Origin of the sequence: Pseudomonas sp. RIT778 (genome assembly GCF_019718735.1) — a bacterium.
GTDB lineage: Bacteria > Pseudomonadota > Gammaproteobacteria > Pseudomonadales > Pseudomonadaceae > Aquipseudomonas > Aquipseudomonas aphyarum.
The window spans coordinates 17,062-40,313 of sequence record NZ_JAIHBA010000032.1 but is presented as its reverse complement, the minus strand read 5'-3'; the positions used below and the strand labels follow the sequence as shown (position 1 = coordinate 40,313).

17 protein-coding genes are annotated in these 23,252 nt (G+C 60.8%); 7 read left to right on the top strand and 10 right to left on the bottom strand.

Annotated elements, in window-relative coordinates:
* Positions 1 to 67 precede the first annotated feature (67 nt).
* The 4 genes from eutC to K5E37_RS21875 form a co-directional block, all read right to left on the bottom strand.
* Positions 68 to 901: an ethanolamine ammonia-lyase subunit EutC gene (eutC, locus tag K5E37_RS21890; RefSeq protein WP_409348069.1), complete on the bottom strand. Its 834-nt coding sequence runs from the start codon at positions 899 to 901 to the stop codon at positions 68 to 70.
* A complete protein-coding gene (locus tag K5E37_RS21885; protein WP_221535124.1) occupies positions 898 to 2,292 on the bottom strand; it encodes an ethanolamine ammonia-lyase subunit EutB in 1,395 nt (464 codons plus the stop codon). The genes eutC and K5E37_RS21885 overlap by 4 nt, the downstream gene beginning before the upstream one ends.
* 80 nt (positions 2,293 to 2,372) lie before the next feature.
* Entirely contained in the window at positions 2,373 to 3,743 is a 1,371-nt protein-coding gene (eat, locus tag K5E37_RS21880) for an ethanolamine permease (protein WP_085608773.1), read from the bottom strand.
* 306 nt (positions 3,744 to 4,049) lie between these two features.
* On the bottom strand, positions 4,050 to 5,570 hold the full coding sequence (locus K5E37_RS21875; protein ID WP_221535123.1) for an aldehyde dehydrogenase family protein: 1,521 nt from the start codon (positions 5,568 to 5,570) through the stop codon (positions 4,050 to 4,052).
* Positions 5,571 to 5,869: 299 nt separating this feature from the next.
* Here K5E37_RS21875 and K5E37_RS21870 point away from each other — a divergent pair, with 299 nt between their 5' ends.
* The 4 genes from K5E37_RS21870 (at position 5,870) to K5E37_RS21855 (ending at position 10,250) form a co-directional block, all read left to right on the top strand.
* Positions 5,870 to 7,786, top strand: coding sequence for a sigma-54-dependent Fis family transcriptional regulator (locus K5E37_RS21870; RefSeq protein WP_221535122.1), 1,917 nt, complete (start codon positions 5,870 to 5,872; stop codon positions 7,784 to 7,786).
* A gap of 193 nt (positions 7,787 to 7,979) precedes the next feature.
* Positions 7,980 to 9,329, top strand: coding sequence for a UDP-N-acetylmuramate:L-alanyl-gamma-D-glutamyl-meso-diaminopimelate ligase (mpl, locus tag K5E37_RS21865; RefSeq protein ID WP_007958628.1), 1,350 nt, complete (start codon positions 7,980 to 7,982; stop codon positions 9,327 to 9,329).
* Positions 9,326 to 9,973 (top strand): flavin prenyltransferase UbiX, encoded by a 648-nt coding sequence (gene ubiX / locus K5E37_RS21860; protein WP_007958630.1) that lies wholly within the window; start codon positions 9,326 to 9,328, stop codon positions 9,971 to 9,973. Before mpl ends, ubiX begins: the two co-directional genes overlap by 4 nt.
* A complete protein-coding gene (locus tag K5E37_RS21855) occupies positions 9,966 to 10,250 on the top strand; it encodes a YceK/YidQ family lipoprotein (RefSeq protein ID WP_064382190.1) in 285 nt (94 codons plus the stop codon). The genes ubiX and K5E37_RS21855 overlap by 8 nt, the downstream gene beginning before the upstream one ends.
* Positions 10,251 to 10,293: 43 nt before the next feature.
* On the opposite strand, the gene K5E37_RS21850 is transcribed toward K5E37_RS21855, so the two are convergent.
* The 4 genes from K5E37_RS21850 to K5E37_RS21835 all read right to left on the bottom strand — a co-directional run bounded on the left by K5E37_RS21850 (position 10,294) and on the right by K5E37_RS21835 (position 16,083).
* Complete coding sequence (locus K5E37_RS21850; RefSeq protein WP_221535121.1) at positions 10,294 to 12,876, bottom strand: hypothetical protein; 2,583 nt, start codon at positions 12,874 to 12,876, stop codon at positions 10,294 to 10,296.
* Positions 12,877 to 13,120: 244 nt separating this feature from the next.
* Complete coding sequence (locus tag K5E37_RS21845) at positions 13,121 to 13,762, bottom strand: oxidoreductase (protein ID WP_007958634.1); 642 nt, start codon at positions 13,760 to 13,762, stop codon at positions 13,121 to 13,123.
* A 27-nt stretch (positions 13,763 to 13,789) separates the two neighbouring features.
* A complete protein-coding gene (locus K5E37_RS21840; RefSeq protein ID WP_221535120.1) occupies positions 13,790 to 15,517 on the bottom strand; it encodes a C13 family peptidase in 1,728 nt (575 codons plus the stop codon).
* A 110-nt stretch (positions 15,518 to 15,627) separates the two neighbouring features.
* Positions 15,628 to 16,083 carry a MaoC family dehydratase gene (locus K5E37_RS21835; protein WP_007909575.1) on the bottom strand — a complete coding sequence of 152 codons (456 nt, stop codon included), beginning with the start codon at positions 16,081 to 16,083 and terminating at the stop codon, positions 15,628 to 15,630.
* A gap of 193 nt (positions 16,084 to 16,276) precedes the next feature.
* Between K5E37_RS21835 and K5E37_RS21830 the strand changes: the two genes are divergently transcribed.
* From K5E37_RS21830 to K5E37_RS21820, 3 genes are read left to right on the top strand one after another with little or no spacing between them, the layout of a single operon-like run.
* Positions 16,277 to 16,639: a CidA/LrgA family protein gene (locus tag K5E37_RS21830; protein WP_007958636.1), complete on the top strand. Its 363-nt coding sequence runs from the start codon at positions 16,277 to 16,279 to the stop codon at positions 16,637 to 16,639.
* Positions 16,639 to 17,355 carry an LrgB family protein gene (locus K5E37_RS21825; protein WP_007958637.1) on the top strand — a complete coding sequence of 239 codons (717 nt, stop codon included), beginning with the start codon at positions 16,639 to 16,641 and terminating at the stop codon, positions 17,353 to 17,355. Before K5E37_RS21830 ends, K5E37_RS21825 begins: the two co-directional genes overlap by 1 nt.
* Positions 17,356 to 17,365: 10 nt before the next feature.
* A complete protein-coding gene (locus tag K5E37_RS21820) occupies positions 17,366 to 17,956 on the top strand; it encodes an LON peptidase substrate-binding domain-containing protein (RefSeq protein WP_085608768.1) in 591 nt (196 codons plus the stop codon).
* Between the two features lie 12 nt (positions 17,957 to 17,968).
* On the opposite strand, the gene K5E37_RS21815 is transcribed toward K5E37_RS21820, so the two are convergent.
* Both K5E37_RS21815 and K5E37_RS21810 read right to left on the bottom strand, forming a co-directional pair.
* Complete coding sequence (locus tag K5E37_RS21815; RefSeq protein ID WP_311776191.1) at positions 17,969 to 19,447, bottom strand: hypothetical protein; 1,479 nt, start codon at positions 19,445 to 19,447, stop codon at positions 17,969 to 17,971.
* Positions 19,448 to 19,652: 205 nt separating this feature from the next.
* On the bottom strand, positions 19,653 to 23,102 hold the full coding sequence (locus tag K5E37_RS21810) for a calcium-binding protein (RefSeq protein ID WP_260404403.1): 3,450 nt from the start codon (positions 23,100 to 23,102) through the stop codon (positions 19,653 to 19,655).
* Between the last annotated feature and the right edge of the window lie 150 nt (positions 23,103 to 23,252).

Sequence of the window (23,252 nt, the reverse complement as noted above, 5' to 3'; positions counted from 1 at the left end):
GGAAACCTTGGGCGGCCGTTCGTCGATCCTGCCTCAAACCGGCGCAGAAAGGCAATGCGGAAACGGTTCAGGCTGGGGGCGGATCGAGTAGGAAATTACTCTTCATGTCTGCACCGGCTTCCGATTCCAGCGTCTGAACCTGCGCTTCATCCTTCAGATTGACGCCCGACAGCTGGCGCCGACAGGCTTCGCGCATCAGATACAGCAAGCGATGCGCCGCCATGCCGTAGCTGAGCCCTTCCAGCCGCACATTGGAGATGCAATTGCGGTACGCATCCGTGAGGCCGACTTTTGGATTGTAGGTGAAATATAAACCCAGGCTGTCCGGCGAACTGAGGCCCGGACGCTCTCCAATCAGCATCACAACCATTTTGGCGCCCAGCAACTGGCCGATTTCATCGCCAATTGCCACTCGACCCTGTTCCACCAGCACTACAGGTGCGATCGACCATTCGTCGGCGCTCATCTGTTCTTCCAGACGGGTGAGAAACGGCAGGGTATGCCGATGCACCGCCAGCGCCGAGAGACCGTCCGCCACCACAATCACCAGATCCACGCCGCCCGGATGCGCCTGAGCGTATTCGCGCAGGGCCTGCGCCGATTGATCGCTCAACTTGCGCCCCAGATCCGGGCGTTGCAGATAGCTGTTGCGATCCACCGCCGCGCTGTGCAGCAGCAGACTGTCGCGCTGGCGCTCGGTCAGTTGGGCGCTGAGCCCGGCGTGATCGAACGGCAAATGCACCGCGTCCCGGGCCTGGGCGTGGGCGTACTGGAAGTCCAGCTGTGCGCTGGTCGGCAGGCTGGTGCCGGTGCGGCCGAGGGCAATGCGCGCCGGGGTCAGACGACGCAGCTCCAGCCATGGGTTTTGTGGATCGACGGGCGGTTTTTCCATCTGACTCATCCCAGTTGGGCCAAGGCCTGGCGGAAGGCCGGCGGCAGATTGTTGCCGAAGCGGACCTTGCCGTCCGCCTGGGTGAAGATGCCCATGTTCGCCAGCCACTGCTCGAACTCCGGCGCCGGTTTCAGGCCCAGAGTCTGCCGCGCGTAGAGTGCGTCGTGGAACGAAGTGGTCTGGTAGTTGAGCATGATGTCGTCGGAACCGGGGATGCCCATGATGAAGTTGATCCCGGCCACGCCGAGCAGGGTCAGCAGGGTGTCCATGTCGTCCTGGTCGGCCTCGGCGTGGTTGGTGTAGCAGATGTCGCAGCCCATCGGCACGCCGAGCAACTTGCCGCAGAAATGATCTTCGAGGCCGGCGCGGATGATCTGTTTGCCGTTGTAGAGGTATTCCGGGCCGATAAATCCTACGACGGTGTTCACCAGAAACGGCTTGAAATGGCGCGCCACGGCGTAGGCCCTTGTCTCGCAGGTCTGTTGATCGACGCCGTGGTGGGCGTTGGCTGACAGCGCACTGCCCTGGCCGGTTTCGAAATACATCAGGTTCTGCCCAAGCGTGCCGCGATTGAGGCTCAGGCCCGCTTCATAACCTTCCTGCAAGATGTTCAGGTTGATGCCGAAACTGGCGTTGGCCGCTTCGGTGCCGGCAATCGACTGGAACACCAGATCCAGCGGTACTCCACGGTTGATCGCTTCTATAGAGGTGGTGACGTGGGTCAGCACGCAGGCCTGGGTCGGAATGTCGTAGCGCTGGATGATCGCGTCGAGCATTTCCAGCATCGCGCAGATCGAGGCGATGCTGTCGGTGGCCGGGTTGATGCCGATCATCGCGTCGCCGTTGCCGTACAGCAGACCGTCGAGAATGCTCGCGGCGATGCCGGACGGTTCGTCGGTCGGGTGATTGGGTTGCAGCCTTGTGGATAACCGCCCACGCAGGCCGAGGGTGCCGCGAAACTTTGTGACGACGCGGATCTTCTGCGCCACCAGCACCAGATCCTGCACGCGCATGATCTTCGACACGGCCGCGACCATTTCCGGCGTCAGACCGGGGGCGAGGGCGCGCAGGTTGGACTCGTCGGCCGCTTCGCTCAGAAGCCAGTCGCGAAAGCCGCCAACCGTAAGATGGCTGACGACCGCAAAGGCCTGTTTGTCATGGCTGTCGATGATCAGCCGGGTGACTTCATCGGATTCGTAGGGGATCAGCGCTTCCTGCAGGAAATGCGTGAGCGGGATGTCGGCCAGCGCCATTTGCGCGGCCACCCGCTCGCCATCGTTGAGCGCGGCGACGCCGGCCAGGAAGTCCCCGGAACGCGCGGGGCTGGCCTTGGCCATCACGTCCTTGAGGCTGTCGAAGCGGTAGGTCTGGGCGCCGACGGTATGGGCAAATGCGGCCATGGGGCGCGTTCCTCCTGAATGAATGCTTTTAGTGCGGGCACCGAGCCCGAGGCCCGATGCCGGTGCAGCTCAGTTAGCGTTTAGATACCTTCGAGCATAGCGTCTGCCGGGGCTTCGGAGCGTTGCTTGGCGGTCAGCTGGAAGTACAGGTAGCCGGCGGCCATGAAACCGAGGAACACACAGCCGATCAGCGTGTTGAACCAGGCCATCGCCACCAGGCACACCACCGCCAGAAACAGCGCGATGGCCGGCACCACCGGATAGCCCGGCGCGCGGAAGGTGCGCTCCAGATTCGGCTCGGTTTTGCGCAGTTTGAACAGGCTGAGCATGCTGATGATGTACATCACGATGGCGCCGAACACCGACATGGTGATCATCGCCGCCGTCAGGGTCATGCCTTGCAGATTGACCAGTCCGTCGCTGTAGATCGCCGCGATGCCAATTACGCCGCCGGCCAGGATCGCCCGGTGCGGGGTCTGGAAGCGCGAGAGTTTGGCCAGGCCTTTCGGCAGATAACCGGCCCGGGCCAGGGCGAAGAACTGCCGCGAGTACCCGAGGATGATCCCGTGGAAACTCGCCACCAGCCCGAACAGGCCGATCCACACCAGCATGTGCATCCAGGTCGAATTGTTGCCGACCACCGCTTTCATCGCCTGTGGCAGCGGGTCGTTGATGTTCGACAGTTGACGCCAGTCGCCGACGCCGCCGGCCATCACCATCACACCGATGGCCAGGAACACCAGGGTCAGGATGCCGCTGACGTAGGCCCGTGGAATCGTGCGTTTCGGATCTTTGGCTTCCTCGGCCGCCATGGCCGCGCCTTCGATGGCGAGGAAGAACCAGATCGCGAAGGGAATCGCCGCGAAAATGCCCGGAATCGAGCCCATCGTGAACTCATTGGCGCCCGACCAGCCATTGAGTACGAAGTTGCTGAAGCTGAAGCCCGGCGCGACCACGCCCATGAACACCAGCAGTTCGGCGACGGCGAGCACGGTGACCACCAGCTCGAAGGTTGCGGCGATGCTGACGCCAAGGATGTTCAGGGTCATGAACACGAAATACGCGCCGACCGCTGCGAGTTTGGGGTCGAGTCCCGGATATTGCACATTCAGATAGGCGCCGATGGCCATGGCAATGGCCGGCGGGGCGAACACGAATTCGATCAGCGTGGCGATGCCGGCGATCAGTCCGCCTTTCTCGCCGAACGCCCGACGGCTGTAGGCAAACGGCCCGCCCGCGTGAGGAATCGCGGTGGTCAGTTCGGTGAAACTGAAGATGAAGCAGGTGTACATGGTCGCGACCATCAGTGCCGTGACCAGGAAACCCAGGGTTCCCGCCGTGCCCCAGCCGTAACTCCAGCCGAAGTATTCGCCGGAAATCACCAGGCCGACGGCAATGCCCCAGAGGTGCAGGGTGCCGAGTGTGGGTTTGAGCTGTGTGGTGGAAGTCATAAGTCCTCTCTGTCTTTTTTATTGTTCGATCTGTTGGACTTTCGGGTGCAGCGGTTGAGTGGGTGGATGCTGTTCACGCAGCGGCAGTGTTCACGCAAATCCTGAATGACGGGTACGCAAGGCCCGTGCCAGAGCGGCCAGGCTTTGTGTCGTGTCATTAAGGACGCCTTCGCGAGCAAGCCCGCTCCCACATTGGATTTGTGCAGAATCCAATAATGTGGGCCGACGCAAGTCCCTGTGGGAGCGGGCTTGCTCGCGAAGGCCATTGAACAGGCAACACAGAATCATCTGTGTTGCCCCGAGGTTTTAGAAGAAGCCCAGCGGGTTGATGTCGTAGCTCACCAGCAGGTTCTTGGTCTGCTGGTAGTGGTCGAGCATCATCTTGTGGGTTTCACGGCCGACGCCGGATTTCTTGTACCCGCCGAACGCGGCGTGCGCCGGGTACAGGTGGTAGCAGTTGGTCCATACACGGCCGGCCTTGATGGCGCGGCCCATGCGATAGGCGCGGTTGATGTCGCGGGTCCAGAGGCCGGCGCCGAGGCCGAACTCGGTGTCGTTGGCAATCGCCAGGGCTTCGGCTTCGTCCTTGAAGGTGGTGATGCTCACCACCGGGCCGAAGATTTCTTCCTGGAACACACGCATCTTGTTGGTGCCCTTGAGCAGCGTCGGCTGGATGTAATACCCGGTCGCCAGGCTGCCCTCGAGTTTTTCCACCTTGCCGCCGGTCAGCAGCTCAGCGCCTTCGCCCTTGGCGATTTCCAGGTACGACAGGATCTTGTCGAATTGCTGCTCGGACGCCTGGGCGCCGACCATGGTGTCGGTGTCGAGCGGGTCGCCACGTTTGATCTGGCTGACTTTCTTCATCACCGCTTCCATGAACTGCGGATAGATCGACTCCTGGACCAGTGCACGGGACGGGCAGGTGCAGACTTCGCCCTGGTTGAAGAACGCCAGTACCAGGCCTTCGGCGGCTTTTTCAATGAAGCTTGGCTCGGCCTGCATGATGTCTTCGAAGAAGATGTTCGGCGACTTGCCGCCCAGTTCAACGGTGGACGGAATGATGTTTTCGGCGGCGCATTTCATGATGTGCGAGCCGACCGGGGTCGAGCCGGTGAAGGCGATCTTGGCGATGCGCTTGCTGGTGGCCAGGGCTTCGCCGGCTTCTTTGCCGAACCCTTGCACCACGTTGAGCACGCCCGGCGGCAGCAGGTCGCCGATCAGTTCCAGCAGCACGCTGATGCCCAGCGGGGTTTGCTCGGCAGGTTTGAGTACCACGCAGTTGCCGGCGGCAAGAGCTGGCGCGAGTTTCCACGCAGCCATCAGGATCGGGAAGTTCCACGGGATGATCTGGCCGACCACGCCCAGCGGTTCATGGATGTGATAAGCGACGGTGTTGCCGTCGATCTCGGCGGCGCTGCCTTCCTGGGCGCGCAGGCAACCGGCGAAATAGCGGAAGTGGTCAGCGGCCAGCGGGATGTCGGCGTTGAGGGTTTCGCGGATGGCTTTGCCGTTGTCCCAGGTTTCGGTGATCGCCAGGGTTTCGAGGTTCTGTTCGATGCGGTCGGCAATTTTCAGCAGGACCAGCGAGCGCGCCTGGGCGGAAGTGGAACCCCAGGCATCGGCAGCGGCGTGGGCGGCGTCCAGGGCTTTTTCGATGTCTTCGGCCGTGGAACGCGGGAATTCGGCAATCGGTTGGCCATTTACTGGCGAGGTGTTGGTGAAGTACTGACCTTTGACAGGCGCGACGAACTCGCCGCCGATGTAGTTACCGTACTTGCTCTTGAACGAGACTTTGGCGCCTTCAGTACCGGGGTGAGCGTAACGCATGATGTTCTCCTTGGCTGTTGTACTTATCAGAGAGACGCGCATGAGCGCTTGCTATAAGCGTAGAGCAAAGGTCGGGCCACTGCCGTGCAGGTCAGGCAAATCAAGGCCTTGCGTGATTTCCGTCGGACAAATGGCAAGCGTCTGTGACGGTATCGGTACAGCCCGGGTGACAGTTTGTACCGCTTCTGGCACAACCCGTGACCGGGCGGTCTTGCCAGCATTGCAAAGACCGGTTGGCTGGAGGATGCTGGGCACCACTTCACGCATGGGCCGATGAGCCTCGGGGAGAATAATAAGAAATGCACGACAACCATTTGAGTCGCCATGCCCAACAGGTACTCACCGTCACCCAGGGCAAGCCGCACCTGCATGGCCCCGGTGCCGACCCGTCGATCGCCCGCTCGTGGCTGCGTTGTCTTGAGGACTATCACCTCGACCCGGCCCTGACCATGGCGCCGACCGTGCTCGAACACGGTCGAGTTCTCGAAAGCCGCGAACGGCTGCAACAGGTGTTGCAGATCGCCGGCAATGAAATGAGCAGCCTGCATCAACAACTCTCCGGCGCCGGCCACGCGGTTTTGCTGACCGACGCGCGCGGGGTGATCCTCAACTGCGTCACCGCACCCGCCGAACGCAAGATTTTTGAACGCGCCGGCCTGTGGCTGGGCTCCGACTGGAGCGAGGCCTGCGAAGGCACCAACGGCATCGGCACCTGCCTGGTGGAACGTCAGGCCCTGACGATTCATCAAGACGAACACTTTCGCGGCCGCCACACCGGCCTGACCTGCTCGGCGAGCCCGGTGTTCGACCCGCACGGCGAACTGCTGGCGGTGCTCGACGTTTCTTCGGCTCGGCATGACGTCTCGCGCCAGAGCCAGTTCCACACCATGGCGCTGGTCAATCTGTCGGCGAAGATGATCGAGAGCTGCTATTTCCTGCGTTGCTTCGATAACCAATGGTTGTTGCGTTTCCATCTCCAGGCCGAGTCCGTCGGGCTGTTCAGCGAAGGGCTGCTGGCGTTTGACGGGGAAGGGCGTATCAGTGCGGTCAACCAGAGCGCCTTGAACCTGCTCGGGCACATTCGTGGCGGCTTGCTCGGTAAACCGGTTGAGGCATTTTTCGATTGTTCGCTGGATGAGTTGCTCGGGCGCGCCAGTGCCAATGCCAGCGCCAGTTGGCCGCTGCGTACTCGCGATGGGCGGCATCTGTTTGCGGTGCTGCGCGGCGAAACCCGTCGGCCGCTGCCAGCAGTACCGGCTCCGGCGCCTGTGGAAGCGCCGCGTCTTGCGGGCATTTGCCTTGGTGATGCGGCGTTGCAGGCGGATTTCCGTAAGTCATTGCGAGTGTTCGAGCGTGACGTGCCGCTGCTGATCAACGGCGAAACCGGCTCCGGCAAGGAAGCATTCGCCAAGGCTGTGCACAATGCCAGTCAGCGCGCCGGCAAAGCATTCGTTGCTCTCAACTGCGCGGCAATTCCCGAAAGCCTGATCGAGAGCGAACTGTTCGGTTATCGCGGCGGCAGTTTCACCGGTGCGCGCAAGGACGGCATGCGCGGCAAGTTGCAGCAGGCCGATGGCGGCACGCTGTTCCTCGATGAAATCGGCGACATGCCGCTGGCACTGCAAACCCGGCTTTTGCGGGTGCTCGAAGACCGGCAAGTGGTGCCGATCGGCGGCGAGCCGGAAGCGGTCAACGTGCGGATCATCAGTGCCACCCACCGCAATTTGCTGGAGCGGGTCGGCGATGGCAGTTTCCGTGAAGACCTTTATTACCGGCTCAACGGGCTGGAAGTGGCGCTGCCGCCGTTGCGCGAGCGCAGTGACAAGTCGCAGCTGCTGGATTTCCTGCTGGCCGAAGAGGCGGGCGGGGAAACGATCCTGATCGACGAACCGGCGCGTCAGGCGTTGCTCGGGTTCAACTGGCCGGGCAATGTGCGGCAGATGCGCAATGTGCTGCGCACGCTGGCGGCGTTGTGCGATGAAGGGCGGATCGGGCTGGATGATCTGCCGGCGATGTTTCGGCAGGTGCAGCCGTTGCTGGTAAAAACCGATGAATCGTCATCTGAACATCCGCTGGAAGATGCCGAGCGGCTGACTTTGCTCAATGCGCTGGAACACGCGCGCTGGCACATGACCCACACGGCGCAGCAACTGGGTGTCAGTCGCAATACGCTTTATAGAAAACTGCGCAAGCACGGGATTGCCCGAACCGCCTGAATACTCCTGCCGATCGTTCCCACGCTCTGCGTGGGAACGCCTCCCCGGACGCTCCGCGTCCGCTTTTGGACGCAGAGCGTCCTGTGCTGCATTCCCACGCAGAGCGTGGGAACGATCATGTCGTGTGATCAGCTAAAGAGTGCGATTTCCCCCTCCCTGCGCTAACCTGCGGCCATGTTTTACGAGGTCGACTATGCACATTCATATTCTGGGTATCTGCGGGACTTTCATGGGCTCGATGGCGGTTCTGGCCAAAGAGCTGGGCCATCACGTGACTGGCTCCGATGCCAACGTCTATCCGCCGATGAGCACCCAGCTCGAAGCCCAGGGCATTCAGCTGACCCAGGGTTACGACCCGGCGCAGCTTGATCCGGCACCGGATCTGGTGGTGATCGGCAACGCCATGTCCCGCGGCAACCCGGCAGTGGAATATGTGCTGAACAAAGGCCTGCCGTACGTTTCCGGCCCGCAATGGCTGGCCGACCATGTGCTGCAAGGTCGCTGGGTGCTGGCGGTTGCCGGTACGCACGGCAAGACCACCACCAGCAGCATGCTCGCCTGGGTGCTGGAACATGCCGGCATGAGCCCGGGTTTCCTGATCGGCGGCGTGCCGCAGAATTTCTCGGTGTCGGCACGTCTGGGCGGCACGCCGTTCTTCGTGATTGAGGCCGACGAATACGACAGTGCGTTCTTCGACAAGCGTTCGAAGTTCGTCCACTACCGTCCGCGTACCGCGATCCTCAACAACCTTGAGTTCGATCACGCTGACATATTCCCCGATCTGCCGGCCATCGAACGGCAGTTCCATCACTTGGTGCGAACCATCCCGAGCGAAGGCCTGGTGATTCATCCGACCACCGAACCGGCCTTGCAGCGTGTGATCGAGATGGGCTGCTGGACCCCGGTGCAAACCACCGGTGCCGGCGGTCAGTGGCAGGTCAAGTTGCTGAAAGACGACGGCTCGGCATTCGAAGTGATGTTCGAAGGCGTGTCCCAAGGTGTGGTCGAGTGGGAACTGACCGGTCAGCACAACGTTGCCAACGCCTTGGCGACTTTGGCCGCCGCGCGTCACGTCGGTGTTGTACCGTCGATGGGCATCGCCGGGTTGAGCGCGTTCAAGAGCGTGAAGCGCCGGATGGAGAAAGTCGCTGAAGTGCGCGGCATCACCATTTACGACGATTTCGCCCACCACCCGACCGCGATTGCCACCACCCTCGACGGCCTGCGCAAGCGCATCGGCGATGCGCCGCTGATCGCGATCATCGAGCCGCGCTCCAACTCGATGAAGCTAGGCGCCCACCGTGACGGTCTGCCGGACAGCGTGGTCGATGCCGATCAGGTGATCTGGTACGCCCCGGCCAACCTCGGTTGGGATCTGGCAGGCACCGCCGCGTTGTGCACCGTGCCATCGATCGTCAGCGATTCGCTGGAAGGCATCATCGAACGCGTGAAGAGCCAGGCTCAGCCCGGCACCCACGTGGTGATCATGAGCAACGGCGGCTTCGGCGGCCTGCACGGCAAACTCGCCGAGGCGCTGAAATGAACACGCGTCTGGCGAGCAATGGCCCGGAACGCATCACGCTGGCGATGACTGGCGCGTCCGGCGCCCAGTACGGCTTGCGCCTGCTGGATTGTCTGGTGCGCGAGGATCGCGAGGTGCACTTTCTGATCTCCAAGGCCGCGCAACTGGTGATGGCCACCGAGACGGACGTGTCGCTGCCGGCCAAGCCGCAAATGATGCAGGCGTTCCTCACCGAATACACCGGCGCGTCCGCCGGGCAAATCCGCGTGTACGGCAAGGAAGACTGGATGTCGCCGGTGGCCTCGGGCTCCGGTGCTCCGGCCGCGATGGTGGTGGTGCCGTGCTCGACCGGCACCTTGTCGGCCATTGCCACCGGCGCCTGCAACAACCTGATCGAACGGGCGGCGGACGTCACCTTGAAGGAACGTCGCCAGTTGATTCTGGTGCCGCGCGAAGCGCCGTATTCGAGCATTCACCTGGAGCACATGCTCAAGTTGTCGAACATGGGCGTGACCATCCTGCCGGCCTCGCCAGGCTTTTATCACCAGCCGCAGACCATCGATGACCTGATCGATTTCGTGGTGGCGCGGATTCTCAATCTGTTGGGCATTCCCCAGGACATGCTGCCGCGCTGGGGCGAACACCATCTGAGCAGCGATGAATAAGCTGCTGGCGATCCTGCTGGCGCTGCAACTGACCGGCTGCGCCACGGCGCGCACGCTGGATGCCGCCAAGCCCGGCGCGCCGGTGGTGTATTCCGGCACCCGGCTGGATCTGTATGCGATGAATGGCGGATGTTGCGCGATGGATCGATTCGGCGCCGAGGCACCGAGCTATCCCGGTGTGGATCTGCCGGCCAGCGCATTGCTCGATACGCTGCTGTTGCCGTTGTCGTTGCTGACGGTGATCGGTGTAGGGTTTCAGGCGACGGGCGGGTTATGAAAATCAATGGCACGACCCCGCAGGGGCGTGCCATTGAAGTTCCCTACAACGTGATCGTTTCGGGCGGAAAGACGATGTCGTCGGAGAATATGTCCTGTCCTGCCGGCAATTCGATAACGCGTTTGCCGGCATTCGCCACTTCATCGATCAACCCGTCATATTCGTCCCGGTTCAATTCTCCTGCCCGTGTGCGGGCTTCGATGACGTCGGCAGGGTTCTGATCTGATCCCGTGGCGTGTGTCAGCGCCTGCAAATGGATATCTTCCACTGTCGCCGCGCGGGTCATGCCTGAGTTGACCAGCCAGACGCGCCTCGACGTGAAACCGATCGATGACATCGAAACATGCCCCTCCATTTTCATGCTCGGGAACCACGTTTTGCCGTCCGCGGGGCTTCGTTCGAGCCGCGTCGGGTTGTAGACGCGATTGTCCTGTCCCGCAACGACTTCCACATTGCGGGTATCGAGCAGGTAGCAAAACCGGATGCGTTGAGCGGGGGGCGTCGAAGTGCCGCGGGTTGTCTGGTGCGCCTCTATGCCCGTCACTCCTCTGGTTTCATTCGCAAAATCCATGGCGGTCTTCAGGCTGAACATTGCACTGACGGGTGTCTCACTTGTGGCGCCCACGGCCGATACCACGCGTGGGACCATGGCCCCGGGCCGGGCTATTTCGAAAGGTGTCCGGTCATCCACTTTGAACACGGCAGGAATGTCGGTTCTGTACAGATAATTGTGCGTGTTGCACTTGAAGCCGCTGAGCCGCAACAGCTCCTGAAAGAAGGGTTCGGTCAGACTCGCCTTCAGCAGGCTGGTGCCTTCTCCCTGATTTCTCAGCTGGATGATTTCAGCATCGATTTCCGGCAGAAACGGTTCGAAGAGTTTTTCGTTGGTTACCAGCCGGGTGCGTTCCTGATAGGTTTTGACCCATCCAGGCATTTCGTCATTGATCAGGTTCTTGAACTGCCCTGTCGGCGACAGCTCTTTGCACAGTCGTATTAGTTGCTGGACGGAAAGATTGTAGGGCTGGAACCGGGCGAGGATTTGCTCTCGTGTTTTGAGCGGAGAATCAGGGTTGGTCCACAGCCGCAGGTAGTCGATCAGTTGTTCACGCTGGGAAGGGTATTCCCGTTGTTTGACCCAGGCAGGCGGTTTCTGATGGAGCGCAACCTCCCGACGAAAGCGCACGATGTCGGGTCCTTCGATCCTGTAAAGATTCCAGATGTCGATGTCCCGCCAGAACGGGCGCAGAACATTCTCTTTGTAGATCGGATAATCGGTGGCTTTGACGACAATCAGGCTGGCGCCTTCACGAAACGCCAGTTGGGTGAGAGGTCCATGATTGTCATTCAGGCCAGGCTTGCGCTGCATTTCGACATAACCATGGAAATTCGACTTGTCGAGATCCCAGGTGTAGTGGCGCTGATCACCGTAGGCAAGCGTGGCGTCCGCAGTCCTGGACGTGTCGGGTGTTGATGGGCGTGTAGAGGGCGAGTCGGGTTCCGGCGGGCTTGGCAACGGCGTTTGCGGGCCAGATGGGCTGCGGTGCAAGGTGACGGACTGGAGGTGTTCTGCCCATTGGGCTGGCGTGCGGTTCTGATGGTTCAGGAGGCTGTTGAACAGGTCGCGATCCATGTCCATGCCAGACCAGCGGTACAGCTCGTCAAACAGGTAGGCGTTTTCCATCCGTTGTGTCCGAACGGTAGCCCATAGAGGTTTCTTGCCGGTGCTGTGCGCTTCGCTGCGGAAACGGGTGATTTCTGCGCCCTGTATCCCGTAGAGATCCCAGATATCGCGGTCTGTCCAGGCTGTCAACAGTTCGGCTGGCTGATCGATTCGCGAGGCGGAAGGCTCGACACTGACAAACGAGCCGCTTTCGCCCATGAATGCATGATGCAGCGGCGGCCCGACCTCGTCGGTCCGGCGCATTTTTCGGTGCAGGACCACATAGCCATGGTGATTGTTGGCCTTCTCGTTCCATACGTAATGTTGGGTGTCGACGTAAATCGGTGCAGTGTTCGGCTGCGTCCTGGCCGGTCCCGGCAGGTGGGGCTGTGCTGCGTTATCGTCGGTATTGTCTGCCTGCCGGTGTACCGTGGACTCGAGGGGCTGACTGATAATCCGCGGCTCAGCGACCCGCCAGGTATTGCTTTCGGAGTCGAATTGCAGGACGGGGCCCGAGGGCTGCGCTTCCTGTGACCGCATGGCTCGGTAGGTGCCGAGGCCTTCGTCCCAGGCCACCATGACCGTCGTGGTCGTGGTGTATTGCACCTCGGCATAAATGCGCCCCCTGTGAACCCGCAACCCTTCGGTGTTGACGGCAGGCAATAGCGTTCGCAATTGCGTCGGCAACTCGTACTGACGGATCGATCCGCTCGCGTGTGGGTTGCTGGGTGATCCTCCTTCGGTGTCTCCAGCCGGGTGGGTCAGATCCTGAATCTGTATCGCGGGCAATGTGTCACTTGAAGAGTGGGGTGCAGGCGCCTCCGTGGGGCGGCTGACGCTGTCTGTTTCCGGGAATCGAATCGAACCCGGGAAATCATGACGCTGAGTCAACGACGTTTCCGGAGTCCTGTCGAGGGTGGGGGTATTTTTGCTGGTGCCTTTCGACGTTTTTGTTTGCGGTGCCATCAAGGAATCCTTTCATTGATTGCCTGACGTGCTGTGGTGTCATCCCGTGGCGGAATGGCCGTAGACGCAGGTGTGCTGGAGGGCACGTTATCCATGAAAGGGAAGGGGCACGTAGTAGATAGTTACTACACGCGGGTTGATTCGATTCACTTCATTTCGAATGTCGGCCAGTTCACGCAAGATCCTCGGGCTTCATTGGAAATGGTTACCCGGGACCCGCGTTGAACCGCTGTGGCGAGTGAGCTTACTTGCCGAGTTTTCTCAGTTCGTCCGACTCGACAATCCGCACGCCATCCTGCTCCTCCAGCGCCAGGCGCCACATGGCACGGGCCAGTTGGCAGGCTTCGATGCCACGGTATTTGCCGGGAATCAATTTAGAGAATGGCGCGGCGAGCTGTTCGCCCAGGCGGGGCTCGCTGCGTTCGCCGAGCAACAGCGATGGCCGGCAAATGGTCAGTTGCGGCCAGTCCTGCGCGCGCAATGCGTATTCCATCTCGCCTTTGACCCGGTTGTAGAACACCGAGGACCGGCGATCGGCCCCCAGGGCGCTGATCACGATCAGGTGCCGTGCGCCCATCTCCCGGGCGCGCTTGGCGAACGCCACCACCATGTCCAGATCCACGGCGCGAAACGCCTCTTCGGAGCCGGCCTGTTTGATCGTGGTGCCGAGGCAGCAATAGGCGATGTCGACCCGACCGGCCAGTTGCGGCAGGAAGGTCTGCGGATCACCGACCGGGTTTTCCAGATGCGGGTGTTCAGCCAGCGGCCGGCGTGAGGGGGCAAGGACGCGGCTGATCGTCGGCTCGTTGAGCAGGCGGTCGAGCAGATGTTCACCGGTCAATCCGGTGGCTCCGGCAAGCAAGACATGCTGAGGCGTCAAGTACATAGTGTCTCTCCCTTGATACTGTTCAGCTTAGTTGCTCTTTGTCGCTCCGTCGTTCAACGCAGTACTTTGCAATGCTTTTCTCGCTTGCTGTTTACGCAGCAATTGCCAGTGCGCAAGCACGGTTTTCGGCGCCCAGATCTGCGGTTCAGAGGCTTCGAAATTGTCCGCCAGTTCGCGCTCGGCGACGGTGGCCTTGGCCAGTTTGAAGGCTTGTTCCAGGTCGTCGGTCTGGTTCAGCGCCTGTGCAAACAGGGCGTCGCCGAAGTAGGTGAAGTTGGCCTCCTCGGAGCATCCGAACGACACTCGATCGGCGCGCGAGGCGGTCATGATCAGCGTGCGTTCATCCTTCAACGCCGGAATGAAGCCCCCGGAATAGCACGAGGAAATGACAATGATCTTGTCGCGATTCTTCAGCGGCGCGAGCACGGCGGCGAGTTCGTCGGCGGGCAGGTCGGCCAGTTCCATGCGCGGCTGGTCGAGCACCAGCTCGTGTTCGGCAGTGCCGTGGCTGGTCAGGTAGATGAACACCAGATCTTCCGGGCCACTGCGTTCGGCGAGGGTCAGGGCTGCGCGGCGCAGGTTTTCGCGGGTGGCCATCGGCCGGTCGCCGAGGTGGTCGCGATGGTTGACCAGGCGGATCTGGCCAAACGCGCCGAAACGGCTGGTGAGCATGTTGGCCACGTAATCGGATTCACGCAGGAAAACGCTCTGTTTGCCGTCGCCGCCGAGGGTCAGGGTGTACAGCTCCACCGCCGGGGTCGAGGCCGGCACATTCGCCAGTGCCTCGTCGAGCAGGCGACCCTGGGCCAGCAGGCCGAGTTCGAGGGTGTCCGGCAGCAACTTGCCGTCGGCATCGCGTACGCGCTGGCCGTTGATCCAGGTACCGCTGAGCACGCTGCCATCGGTGAGCACCAGGGTGCCGCGTCCGGAATAACTGTCGCTGTCGAATCCACCGACGTAGAAGCTGCCATCGGACAGGTTCAGGCGTCCCTGACCGCTGAAGCGCCAGTCATTGAAATAGCCGATGTAGTGGCTGCCGTCGGCGCCGATCAGTTCGCCCTTGCCGGTCAGCGCGCCTTCCTTGAACTGCCCGAGCCAGACATCGCCATCGGCGTTTTCGTAGCGACCCTTGCCGTGCAGTTGATTGTTCTTGAAGCCGCCGACGTAGATGTCGCCGTCGGCACTGTTGAAGGTGCCGTTGCCTTCGAGCTGGCCGTTGACGAAGTGGCCGGTGAACTGATTGCCGCTGGCATCGCCGCGCTGGCCTTCGCCGTTGGGTTTGCCGTGGGCGAACTGGCCCTGGTAGGAGCTGCCGTCGTCCAGCTCGAGGCGACCGAGCCCGGAATACTGGTCGGCCTTGAATTCGCCGCGATAGGTCATCGCGTTTTCTTTGAGGGTGCCTTCGCCGTCGCGCCGGCCCAGCTTGAAGCCGCCGGAGTAGCTGCCGGCCGTGGTGGTCAACGTGCCCTGGCCGTCGAACAGCCCTTGCTGGAAGTTGCCGCGATAGACCTCGCCATTGCTGCCGTGCCATTCGCCCTGGCCATGCCATTGCCCCTTGTCGAACGCCCCGGCGTACCAGCTGCCGTTGGGGTAGTCGACCCGCCCCTGGCCTTGCAGCAAGCCATCGACCAGTTCACCGCGATAGCGGCCGCCGTCGGGCAGGCGCGCATCCGGCGGCAACAGCGATTCGCCGTCGCCACACGCGGCCAGCAACAGGGTCAAGGCAAGGGGAGCAAGAGGAGCGAATGAGCGCATAGCGGGATCCGGGCAATTAGGCGACCGAGTATGCCGCAGCTATGTGACCTTATACAGCCGGCAGGGAGGAGCGGATGCGAAACAGCGTGAGCCGCTTCGCATCCAGGCGCTTAAACGAAGCAGAGCGACAGCGGTTCGGCGATGTAGGCCGGTTTGTCCGAGCCTTCGATCTCCAGGGTGGCGGTGGCCTTGAGCAGCCACTGGCCAGGCTTTTTCTCGGTCACTTCACCGAGGTCGACCTTGAGCCGGACCTTGGAATTGACCTTGACCGGCTGGATGAAACGCACGCTGTCCAGGCCGTAGTTGACCACCATCTTCACGCCTTGCGGCAGGATCAGGATGTCTTCCATCAGTTTTGGGATCAGCGACAACGACAGGAAACCGTGTGCAATGGTGCTGCCAAATGGCGTTTGCGCGGCTTTGACCGGGTCGACATGGATGAACTGGTAATCCCCGGTGGCTTCGGCGAACAGGTTGATGCGCTCCTGATCGATGGTGAGCCATTCGGAACGTCCGAGTTCCTTGCCGACATAATCTTTGAGCTCTGCAACTGGAACATAGGGCATTGAGACTCTCCTTGGGTTCATCGGTTTTATAGTTTTTCAGGTGGGGGATTTGACCGCCCTGCGAACCACTGTAGATCATCATGGCGATTTGCTCAGGTCAACCGACCATGCTTTTGGCGAATGCCGATCCATAGCGCAGGCGTGCTTATAATGCCCGGCCCGTGCTTGTCGGGAAGTCGGACGGAGATGACGGATGTTGCTACGCGGCCTGACCATGCTGGTGCTGTTTCAATTGCTCGGCACGGCCCTCAATCATTTGCTGTTGCCGGTACTGCCGGGGCCGATCATCGGCCTTTTGCTGTTGCTGGTATTTCTGATCGTGCGCGGTGAAGTCGGCGAGCCGTTGAACCTCGCCGCCGGCAGTCTGCTGCGTTATCTGCCATTGCTGCTGGTGCCGCCGGCGGTGGGCGTGATGGTCTACGCCACGGCGATAGCCGCGGATTTCTGGGCCATCGTCGGTGCGCTGGTGGTCTCGCTGATTCTATCGATGGCCTTCGCCGGCGTGCTGATGCAACGGCTGGTCAAGCGTCACGCGCCGCATTCGGAGGAGTCCTGATGCTGTTCGACTGGCAAGGTGCCTGGGCGTCGGTGATTCACCATCCGCTGTTCGGCATCGGCATCACCCTCGGGGCTTATCAACTAGTGCTGGCGGCGTTCGAGAAAACCCGCTGGATCTTTCTGCAACCGGTGCTGGTCTCGATGCTGTTGGTGATCGGCGTGCTGGTCGGCTGCGGCCTGACCTACGCCGAGTACCGCAAGAGCACCGAGATCCTCAGCATTCTGCTGGGCCCGGCGACCGTTGCGCTGGCGGTGCCGCTGTATCTGAATCTGCGACGCATCCGCCAATTGTTCTGGCCGATTTTTACTACGCTGGTGATAGGCGGCGTGGTTGCCACGGGCATGGGCGTGGCGCTGGGCTGGTGGTTCGGTGCCGATCACATGATCCTGATGACCATGGCGCCCAAATCGGTGACCTCGCCGATCGCCATGCTGGTGGCCGAGCAGATCGGCGGTGTCGCAGCATTGGCGGCGGTGTTTGTGTTGATCACCGGGGTGATCGGAGCGATCTTCGGTCCGGCGCTGCTGACCCGCCTCGGCGTGCACAGCCCGGAGGCGCGCGGCATGGCGCTGGGCATGACGGCGCATGCGGTCGGCACGTCGGTGGCGTTGCAGGAAAGCGATGAGTGCGGCGCCTTCGCGGCGCTGGCGATGAGTCTGATGGGCGTGGCCACGGCGGTGTTCCTGCCGTTGGCGGTGTCGATGGTGGTGTAAGGAAATGTCTATGAGTCTGCCGCTTTTTCCGCTGAACACGGTGCTGTTTCCCGGCTGCAATCTGGATTTGCAGATCTTCGAGGCGCGCTACCTGGACATGATCGGCCGCTGCATGAAACAGGGCGGCGGGTTCGGCGTGGTGTGCATCCTTGAGGGCAGCGAAGTCGGCGTCGCGCCGGAAGGTTTCGCCATGGTCGGCTGCGAAGCGAGGATCACCGATTTCCAGCAGCAGGACAACGGACTGCTGGGTATCCGGGTGCAGGGCGGGCGCCGGTTCATCGTGCAGCGCACCGACGTGCAACGCGATCAACTGATCATGGCCGAGGTCGAGTGGCTCGACGAAGAACCCGAGCAACCGCTGCAGGATGAAGACGCCGATCTGGTGGCGTTGCTCAAGGCCCTGGCCGAACACCCGATGGTCGAGGCGCTGAACATGGGCATCGAAGCAGCGGGGCAGCAATCGCTGGCCAATCAGCTGGCGTATCTGCTGCCGTTCGCCGAGGAAGACAAGATCGATTTGCTGCAACTCGACGACCCGCAGCAGCGACTGGATGCGATCCAGGCGCTGCTCGATGAGTTGCAGGGCGAGTTGTTCGCTTAAGACTCAGCCCGGTTATTCCGGCCAGACGATGTCGTTGGCGAACCAGTCCTTGCCGCTCGGCAATGAAAGGATCGGCTTGCCGGCCTTGGCCACCGCATCGATCAAAGCGTCGTATTCATGTTGATTGGAAACGCCACTGTGGGTCCGCGCTTCGATGTCATTGCCGATGTAGCTGCTTTGAGCGAGGGCGGCAACGTCGTCGACCTTCGCGGCGCGGGTGAACGTCGAGTCGAGCAGCCACAGGAGTTCTGATTCGATGCCTCGCCTGGACGTTGAAATCAGGGCTTCGAGTTCGTCCTCGGGAAACCAGGCGTTCTTTTCCCGTGCCGCCAGATTGAGCAAATGGTTCTCTTCATTGAGGACCACCTCCATCCTTCGCGTATCGATGACGTAAGAGAAGATGAACTGCTGATCGTGGCGGATCGTCTCGTAATTGCGTTCGGTGTCCAGTTCCACGTCCGATGCATCGGACCAGTCGTTGTCGGAGTTCCCCGACTCGTTGTCCGATTCACCCGGTTTTTTGCCGGGGTATTTGTTTCTCTGACTGTTGTAGCGCAGGTACTCCGGATCGGGAGCCTTGGTGCCCCTGGCGCCATACCTCTTGACCAGCTTGTGGCTGACCGTGGCACTGATCGGTTTTTCGGTCGTTGCGCCGCGCGGGTGTTTCAAGCGCGGCAGCATGCGTCCGTCGTTGTAGAGCTCGAAAGGCGTGCGTTCATCGGCCCTGAACAGGCCCGGAATATCCGTGCGGTACAGGCAGTCGCTGCTGTTGCGCAGGTAACCGAGTCGGGTCAGAAAAGCATCGAGAAATTCGCGGGTGACGCTTTTGTCGAAGTCGACCAGATCGCTGCGCAGTGTTCCGTTCCTCACGGGTAGGAGCAGTGGTTCGATTTCCTCCTGCAGTTGATCGAAGCGGGTCGGATCGTTCTCGTCCCGGGAGCGTAAGTGATGCTGCTCGGCCCACTCCGGCATCACCCGGGGATTGGCGGTCAGATCACTGTGCAACCGGATGTGTTGGCGTGGCGACAGGTTATAGGCGCGCAAAAATTCGACGCGCTGGCCGAACGTCATCAGCGGATACATCTTGAGCAGTGAGTCGTTCAGCAATCGGGTAGTGGCTTCATGTGCCGACAGTGGCGAAGTCAGCGGATGTTTGGCTGGTACGTGTGTATCGGTGTCACCGGCCTGTGGGTAGGGGCGTTTCACGGGGTTGTTTGAGGCCGGGCTCCAGGTCGATTCACCGGTATTTCTGTAGAGCGCCGGCCCGGGAGACAACTTTTTGTACAGATCCATTACCCGATAGGTGCCCAGGTTCGCATCGAACTCCACATAGACCGTGCCGCTGTCTTTCACATCGACGAATGCGCGTCCGACGATGTAGCGCAGACCCTCCTCGTTGGCCGGTTGCAGGTTGCGCAGCAATCCGGAGTTCAAACGGTAACTGTCCAGTCCGGTCGACGTTTCACGAGAAGCGACCGGCAGGTCAGACACTTCGATTTTCGGCAATCCGGGTGTGTCCGCGAGAGGCGGGGTGTGTCCCGGGTTTCGTTGATGCGCGGCCGTCTGGTCTGGCAACGAATGCGGTAGCTGCGGGTCTGGAGCTTGCGGTCGCAATCGTGTGAGTTCAGCGAGCGAGTCAGCGGCCGTATTACCTTTGGAAAAACCTGGCGGCGAGGGTGTTTTTGGTCGCATGGTGTCATTCCTTGATGATGATCAGGTGCTCGGCAGATATCGAGCGGAACGCAGTGGTTTCGCTGCTCCAGACGTTGGTGGCAACGTTGTAGGAGATCTTGCCGGCAGCGGTTTCGCTCAGGCGAATGTGGTGAACCGACACTTCGTCGGACTCAAGCTCTTCACGCCGTTGATGCTCATGAACGTCCTGGGCGATGGCCTGAACCGATGGGTAGGCTCGGGCATCGATGGCGCACAGACCGATCACCTCGAACAGTGCATTGATCCGATAACGGTTTCCCGAGGAGACCACGACTTCAATGGTTTCCAGTGGCAGCAGCGGATCGTTGCTATCCGGCAGTTGAATCCGGATGCTGCCGATTCTGAGCAGGTTGTCTTTGATGGCGAGGTCGCGGTGGCTGATCTGCTCCTCCAGATGTTGTGTGTGAATGAGCCAGGTGGAAGAACCCGAGATCTGGGCATCTGCGTCTGCGGTGGACAGCCGGATGGACGTTGCGCTGGCGGGAAACAGTTCATAGCTGGACGATCGTCCCTCCAGCCAGTAGGTCGCGTTGTGCTCGGCTGCCTGAAAGTCGACCCGCTGCGGGGTTGCCTTCAACGTGCGTTTCTCCACAGAGGGTCGGACGAACATATACCGACCGGCTCGCTCGCGCAGCGCGGTGCGGCTTTGCACAACCGTATAACCCGGGTTCCTTGCGTCGTTTAGATACGCGGGACGTGGAAAGTCGAGGTGATAGGAAATCCCGTCTCGCATGACCAGCGTCATCGGATGAATCATCTGCCAGCCAGAGGCCAGGATTCCGGCTCCCATGTCGCGTTTCTTGCCCGGAGTTTCTCTTGCAGCACCGTGCAACGAGAGCAGGCCACCACCTTCGTGGAACGTGAGGGTGTGGTGAATGTCCGTGTAGCTGAGCTGCGTGAATGCATTTGGCCGTGTTTTTGTAACGGTATAAATCGCCCGGACTTCATCGATCTCCGTGCTGTCGCGGTCGACGTACAGAGTGCTTCGGGTCGGATTTTCGTGTGGTGTTGCCATCAGGATTGCGTGACGGATCTGGCGCGAGATGAAGTAATACGAGTGCGGTTTGTTCGAGATCCTGAAGGGATGATCGTTGACCGGCACCGGCGAGGTTTTCGTCGTGCCGACGGTCAGAACGGTAACTTTCACGGTCAGGTCGGCCAGGTCCGGGGTATCGGCAGGCCACGCCGGCTGCAAGTGGTAGCCGTCCTGTGTAATGAATGTCCATTTGTCGTTGCGCAGGGTGCGTTTGCCATCGACCGTCCGGTACACCGCCTCCAGCACCAGTTCCCGCCTTGGCGACCGGATGTCGTCGTCGCGCAGGGATTCAATGACCAGCGCGTCATTGCGTACGTACCAGCGCTGGATGGCTTCGAGTGTCACGCCCAGATAGACCTTGCTCGGCTCCTGGCCATCTTCGTGGAGGGAGACCTTGAGACAGTCAGGGGCAATTTCATAGGTATCGCTACCGCTGCCGCCATCGACCGTGCCATGAAGTCCACGGACAGAGATGCGGTCATCGCCGGCCCCGGCATCGACGCGGTCATCGCCATTGGCGGCAATGGTGTCGGCGCGATCGGAACCGGTCACGCGGTTGAGCGCGCCGGCCAGTGTCTCGACCTTTTCGATGGACCTGAAGGTTGAATGCAGCACCGGCTCACGCGACGGGTCCACAGGGCGCACTGCCAGCCTGCCGCTTTTAAGGTCGACATCAAAACCGATATGGCGCGGCGGGTTGGCAACAGGGTCTTGGTTTTTGTGTTTGCCTTGCAGCCAGAGCAGATCGGTGCCGTCACCGCCGGACAGCTCACTGACGGTGGTCGGGTCGTCAGACAGCGCGTCTGATGCCGACTGAAACAGAAAGGAGTCATCCTTGTTGCCACCGTCCAGGGTTTTGCGGCCGCTGGCATAGCTGAAGAAATTCGGCTTGTCCTCGACGCCTTGAACCGTGTCGTGGCCGCCGCCCAGGTTCCAGAAGACCCCTTTCGCCGGGGCGCTTTTCGCACTGGCGATGACAGCGTCCGAGTCGGGTAATCCCTTCCTGGCGTCGTAGGTGTCATCCGTATCGCTGATGACAGGGCGGTTTTCGCTGGTATAGGGCGTTTCGCCTTTGCTTTCATCCCATTGGAAACGATAGAGGCGAGTCGGCTGCAACGTAACCTCGAAACGGCCATTGACGATCACGTCGACACTTTCCTTGAATTCATTGTCGAGCCAGCCAAGGCTGCGGGTTTTCAAGGCTTTGGCATAATCGCCCGTGGTCTTTGCAACCAGGTAGCGATCCATCAGCGCCTTGTCCTGGCTTTGTCCGGTGAACGCGAACCAGCCGGCACGCCAGCGTTCGTGCACGGTCAGCTCGATGTAATCGTCGATGTCGTCGACCATGCGCGCGGCACCGTAGATTCGGGCACCGACAATCATGATCGCCGCCGCTGCAATCCCCACCGGGCCCGCCGCCTGAAAACCCATCAGGGCTGCGCAGCCAAGGGCAATGGACAATGCGCCGCTGAACACGCTCAAGCCGCCGGTGACGTACAGATCCTGAGCTTCCTTGCCTTGGGCCTTGGCGGCATCGTTGAAGGATTTGATGGCGGTGTAGATGTCGAAGGGCAGCGTCAGCACGCTGGCGATCAGACCCGCGCCCCGGCTCAGCCATTTGCCCATGGTGGTCTTGCCGAATTGTTCGAGGGCCATGGATCCCTGACGGATCATCTGTTCGCCGGTCTTGTTCAGCGCGTATTCGAGGCCCAGTGAAGTGATCTCGGCGAGAGCACCCCCCGCATTGATCAGCAATTCGCCCATCTGACCTTTCTTGAGGCCGTCGATGGCGCCCATGTAGGCGCTGTACAAACCGTAGGCCTGCAGCCCGGCGCCCATACTGGTCATGCCGCGACTTTTAGCCTTGTCTACCCAGCCCGGCAGGTGTTCGGGCAGCGGGCTTCTGTGGATATCCAGCTGTTGAGTGGCGGTCAGCAGTTTGCCGATTTTCTGCAGGGGATGCTCAGCATCACTGGCGGATATTTCGCGCAGAAGCGGTGCTGCTTCGGGGGAGCGCAGAGTGACGATTTCGTAGAGTAATTCCGGTACATGTTGGTGCTCCTGACCATCGACTGACTTGATCCGCTGCTCAACCTGGGCGGGATCGAATTGCAGCCCATCGATAAAGGCCTGATCGGGCTCGGGGAAGTACGTGTTGGCCGCTGTAATGGCCTCGCCGTTGACCCGGGCACCCAGCGCCTGAAGTGTCTGGCGGCTCACGGTCAGTTCGCCAAATCGCATGGGCCCGAACAGTTTGTCCAGGTGATTCAGGTCGGGAACTTTGCCGGGCGTTGTATCGGTTTCGGCCGTCGTTGAATTTGATGGAATGTTAATGTCGGAAATTGTTATGGGGGCTGTAAGAATAGTTTCAGGATTGATGTTAAAAGGTTTGGCCAAAATCAATGCTCGCTTGTGAAGTGTCGAAAGACTTTGGCATGGCGGGTGGTTGTGTTCAGTTGTTATTGTTTTGCCGATTGTATTGTTGTTTTTTGTATTGCCTTTGAAGTGGTCTGTCGGGTGTTTTTGATTTAGCGTTGAATCCGACTC

Excerpts from the sequence above, each read along its gene's own strand:
- K5E37_RS21820 (WP_085608768.1), top strand. The coding sequence starts at position 17,366 with ATGAGTCTGCCGCTTTTTCCGCTGAACACGGTGCTGTTTCCCGGCTGC.
- K5E37_RS21825 (WP_007958637.1), top strand. The coding sequence starts at position 16,639 with ATGCTGTTCGACTGGCAAGGTGCCTGGGCGTCGGTGATTCACCATCCG.
- K5E37_RS21840 (WP_221535120.1), bottom strand. The coding sequence starts at position 15,517 with ATGCGCTCATTCGCTCCTCTTGCTCCCCTTGCCTTGACCCTGTTGCTG.
- K5E37_RS21885 (WP_221535124.1), bottom strand. The coding sequence starts at position 2,292 with ATGGCCGCATTTGCCCATACCGTCGGCGCCCAGACCTACCGCTTCGAC.
- eat (WP_085608773.1), bottom strand. The coding sequence starts at position 3,743 with ATGACTTCCACCACACAGCTCAAACCCACACTCGGCACCCTGCACCTC.
- mpl (WP_007958628.1), top strand. The coding sequence starts at position 7,980 with ATGCACATTCATATTCTGGGTATCTGCGGGACTTTCATGGGCTCGATG.
- K5E37_RS21855 (WP_064382190.1), top strand. The coding sequence starts at position 9,966 with ATGAATAAGCTGCTGGCGATCCTGCTGGCGCTGCAACTGACCGGCTGC.
- K5E37_RS21845 (WP_007958634.1), bottom strand. The coding sequence starts at position 13,762 with ATGTACTTGACGCCTCAGCATGTCTTGCTTGCCGGAGCCACCGGATTG.
- K5E37_RS21870 (WP_221535122.1), top strand. The coding sequence starts at position 5,870 with ATGCACGACAACCATTTGAGTCGCCATGCCCAACAGGTACTCACCGTC.
- K5E37_RS21875 (WP_221535123.1), bottom strand. The coding sequence starts at position 5,570 with ATGCGTTACGCTCACCCCGGTACTGAAGGCGCCAAAGTCTCGTTCAAG.
- ubiX (WP_007958630.1), top strand. The coding sequence starts at position 9,326 with ATGAACACGCGTCTGGCGAGCAATGGCCCGGAACGCATCACGCTGGCG.
- eutC (WP_409348069.1), bottom strand. The coding sequence starts at position 901 with ATGAGTCAGATGGAAAAACCGCCCGTCGATCCACAAAACCCATGGCTG.
- K5E37_RS21850 (WP_221535121.1), bottom strand. The coding sequence starts at position 12,876 with ATGGCACCGCAAACAAAAACGTCGAAAGGCACCAGCAAAAATACCCCC.
- K5E37_RS21830 (WP_007958636.1), top strand. The coding sequence starts at position 16,277 with ATGTTGCTACGCGGCCTGACCATGCTGGTGCTGTTTCAATTGCTCGGC.
- K5E37_RS21835 (WP_007909575.1), bottom strand. The coding sequence starts at position 16,083 with ATGCCCTATGTTCCAGTTGCAGAGCTCAAAGATTATGTCGGCAAGGAA.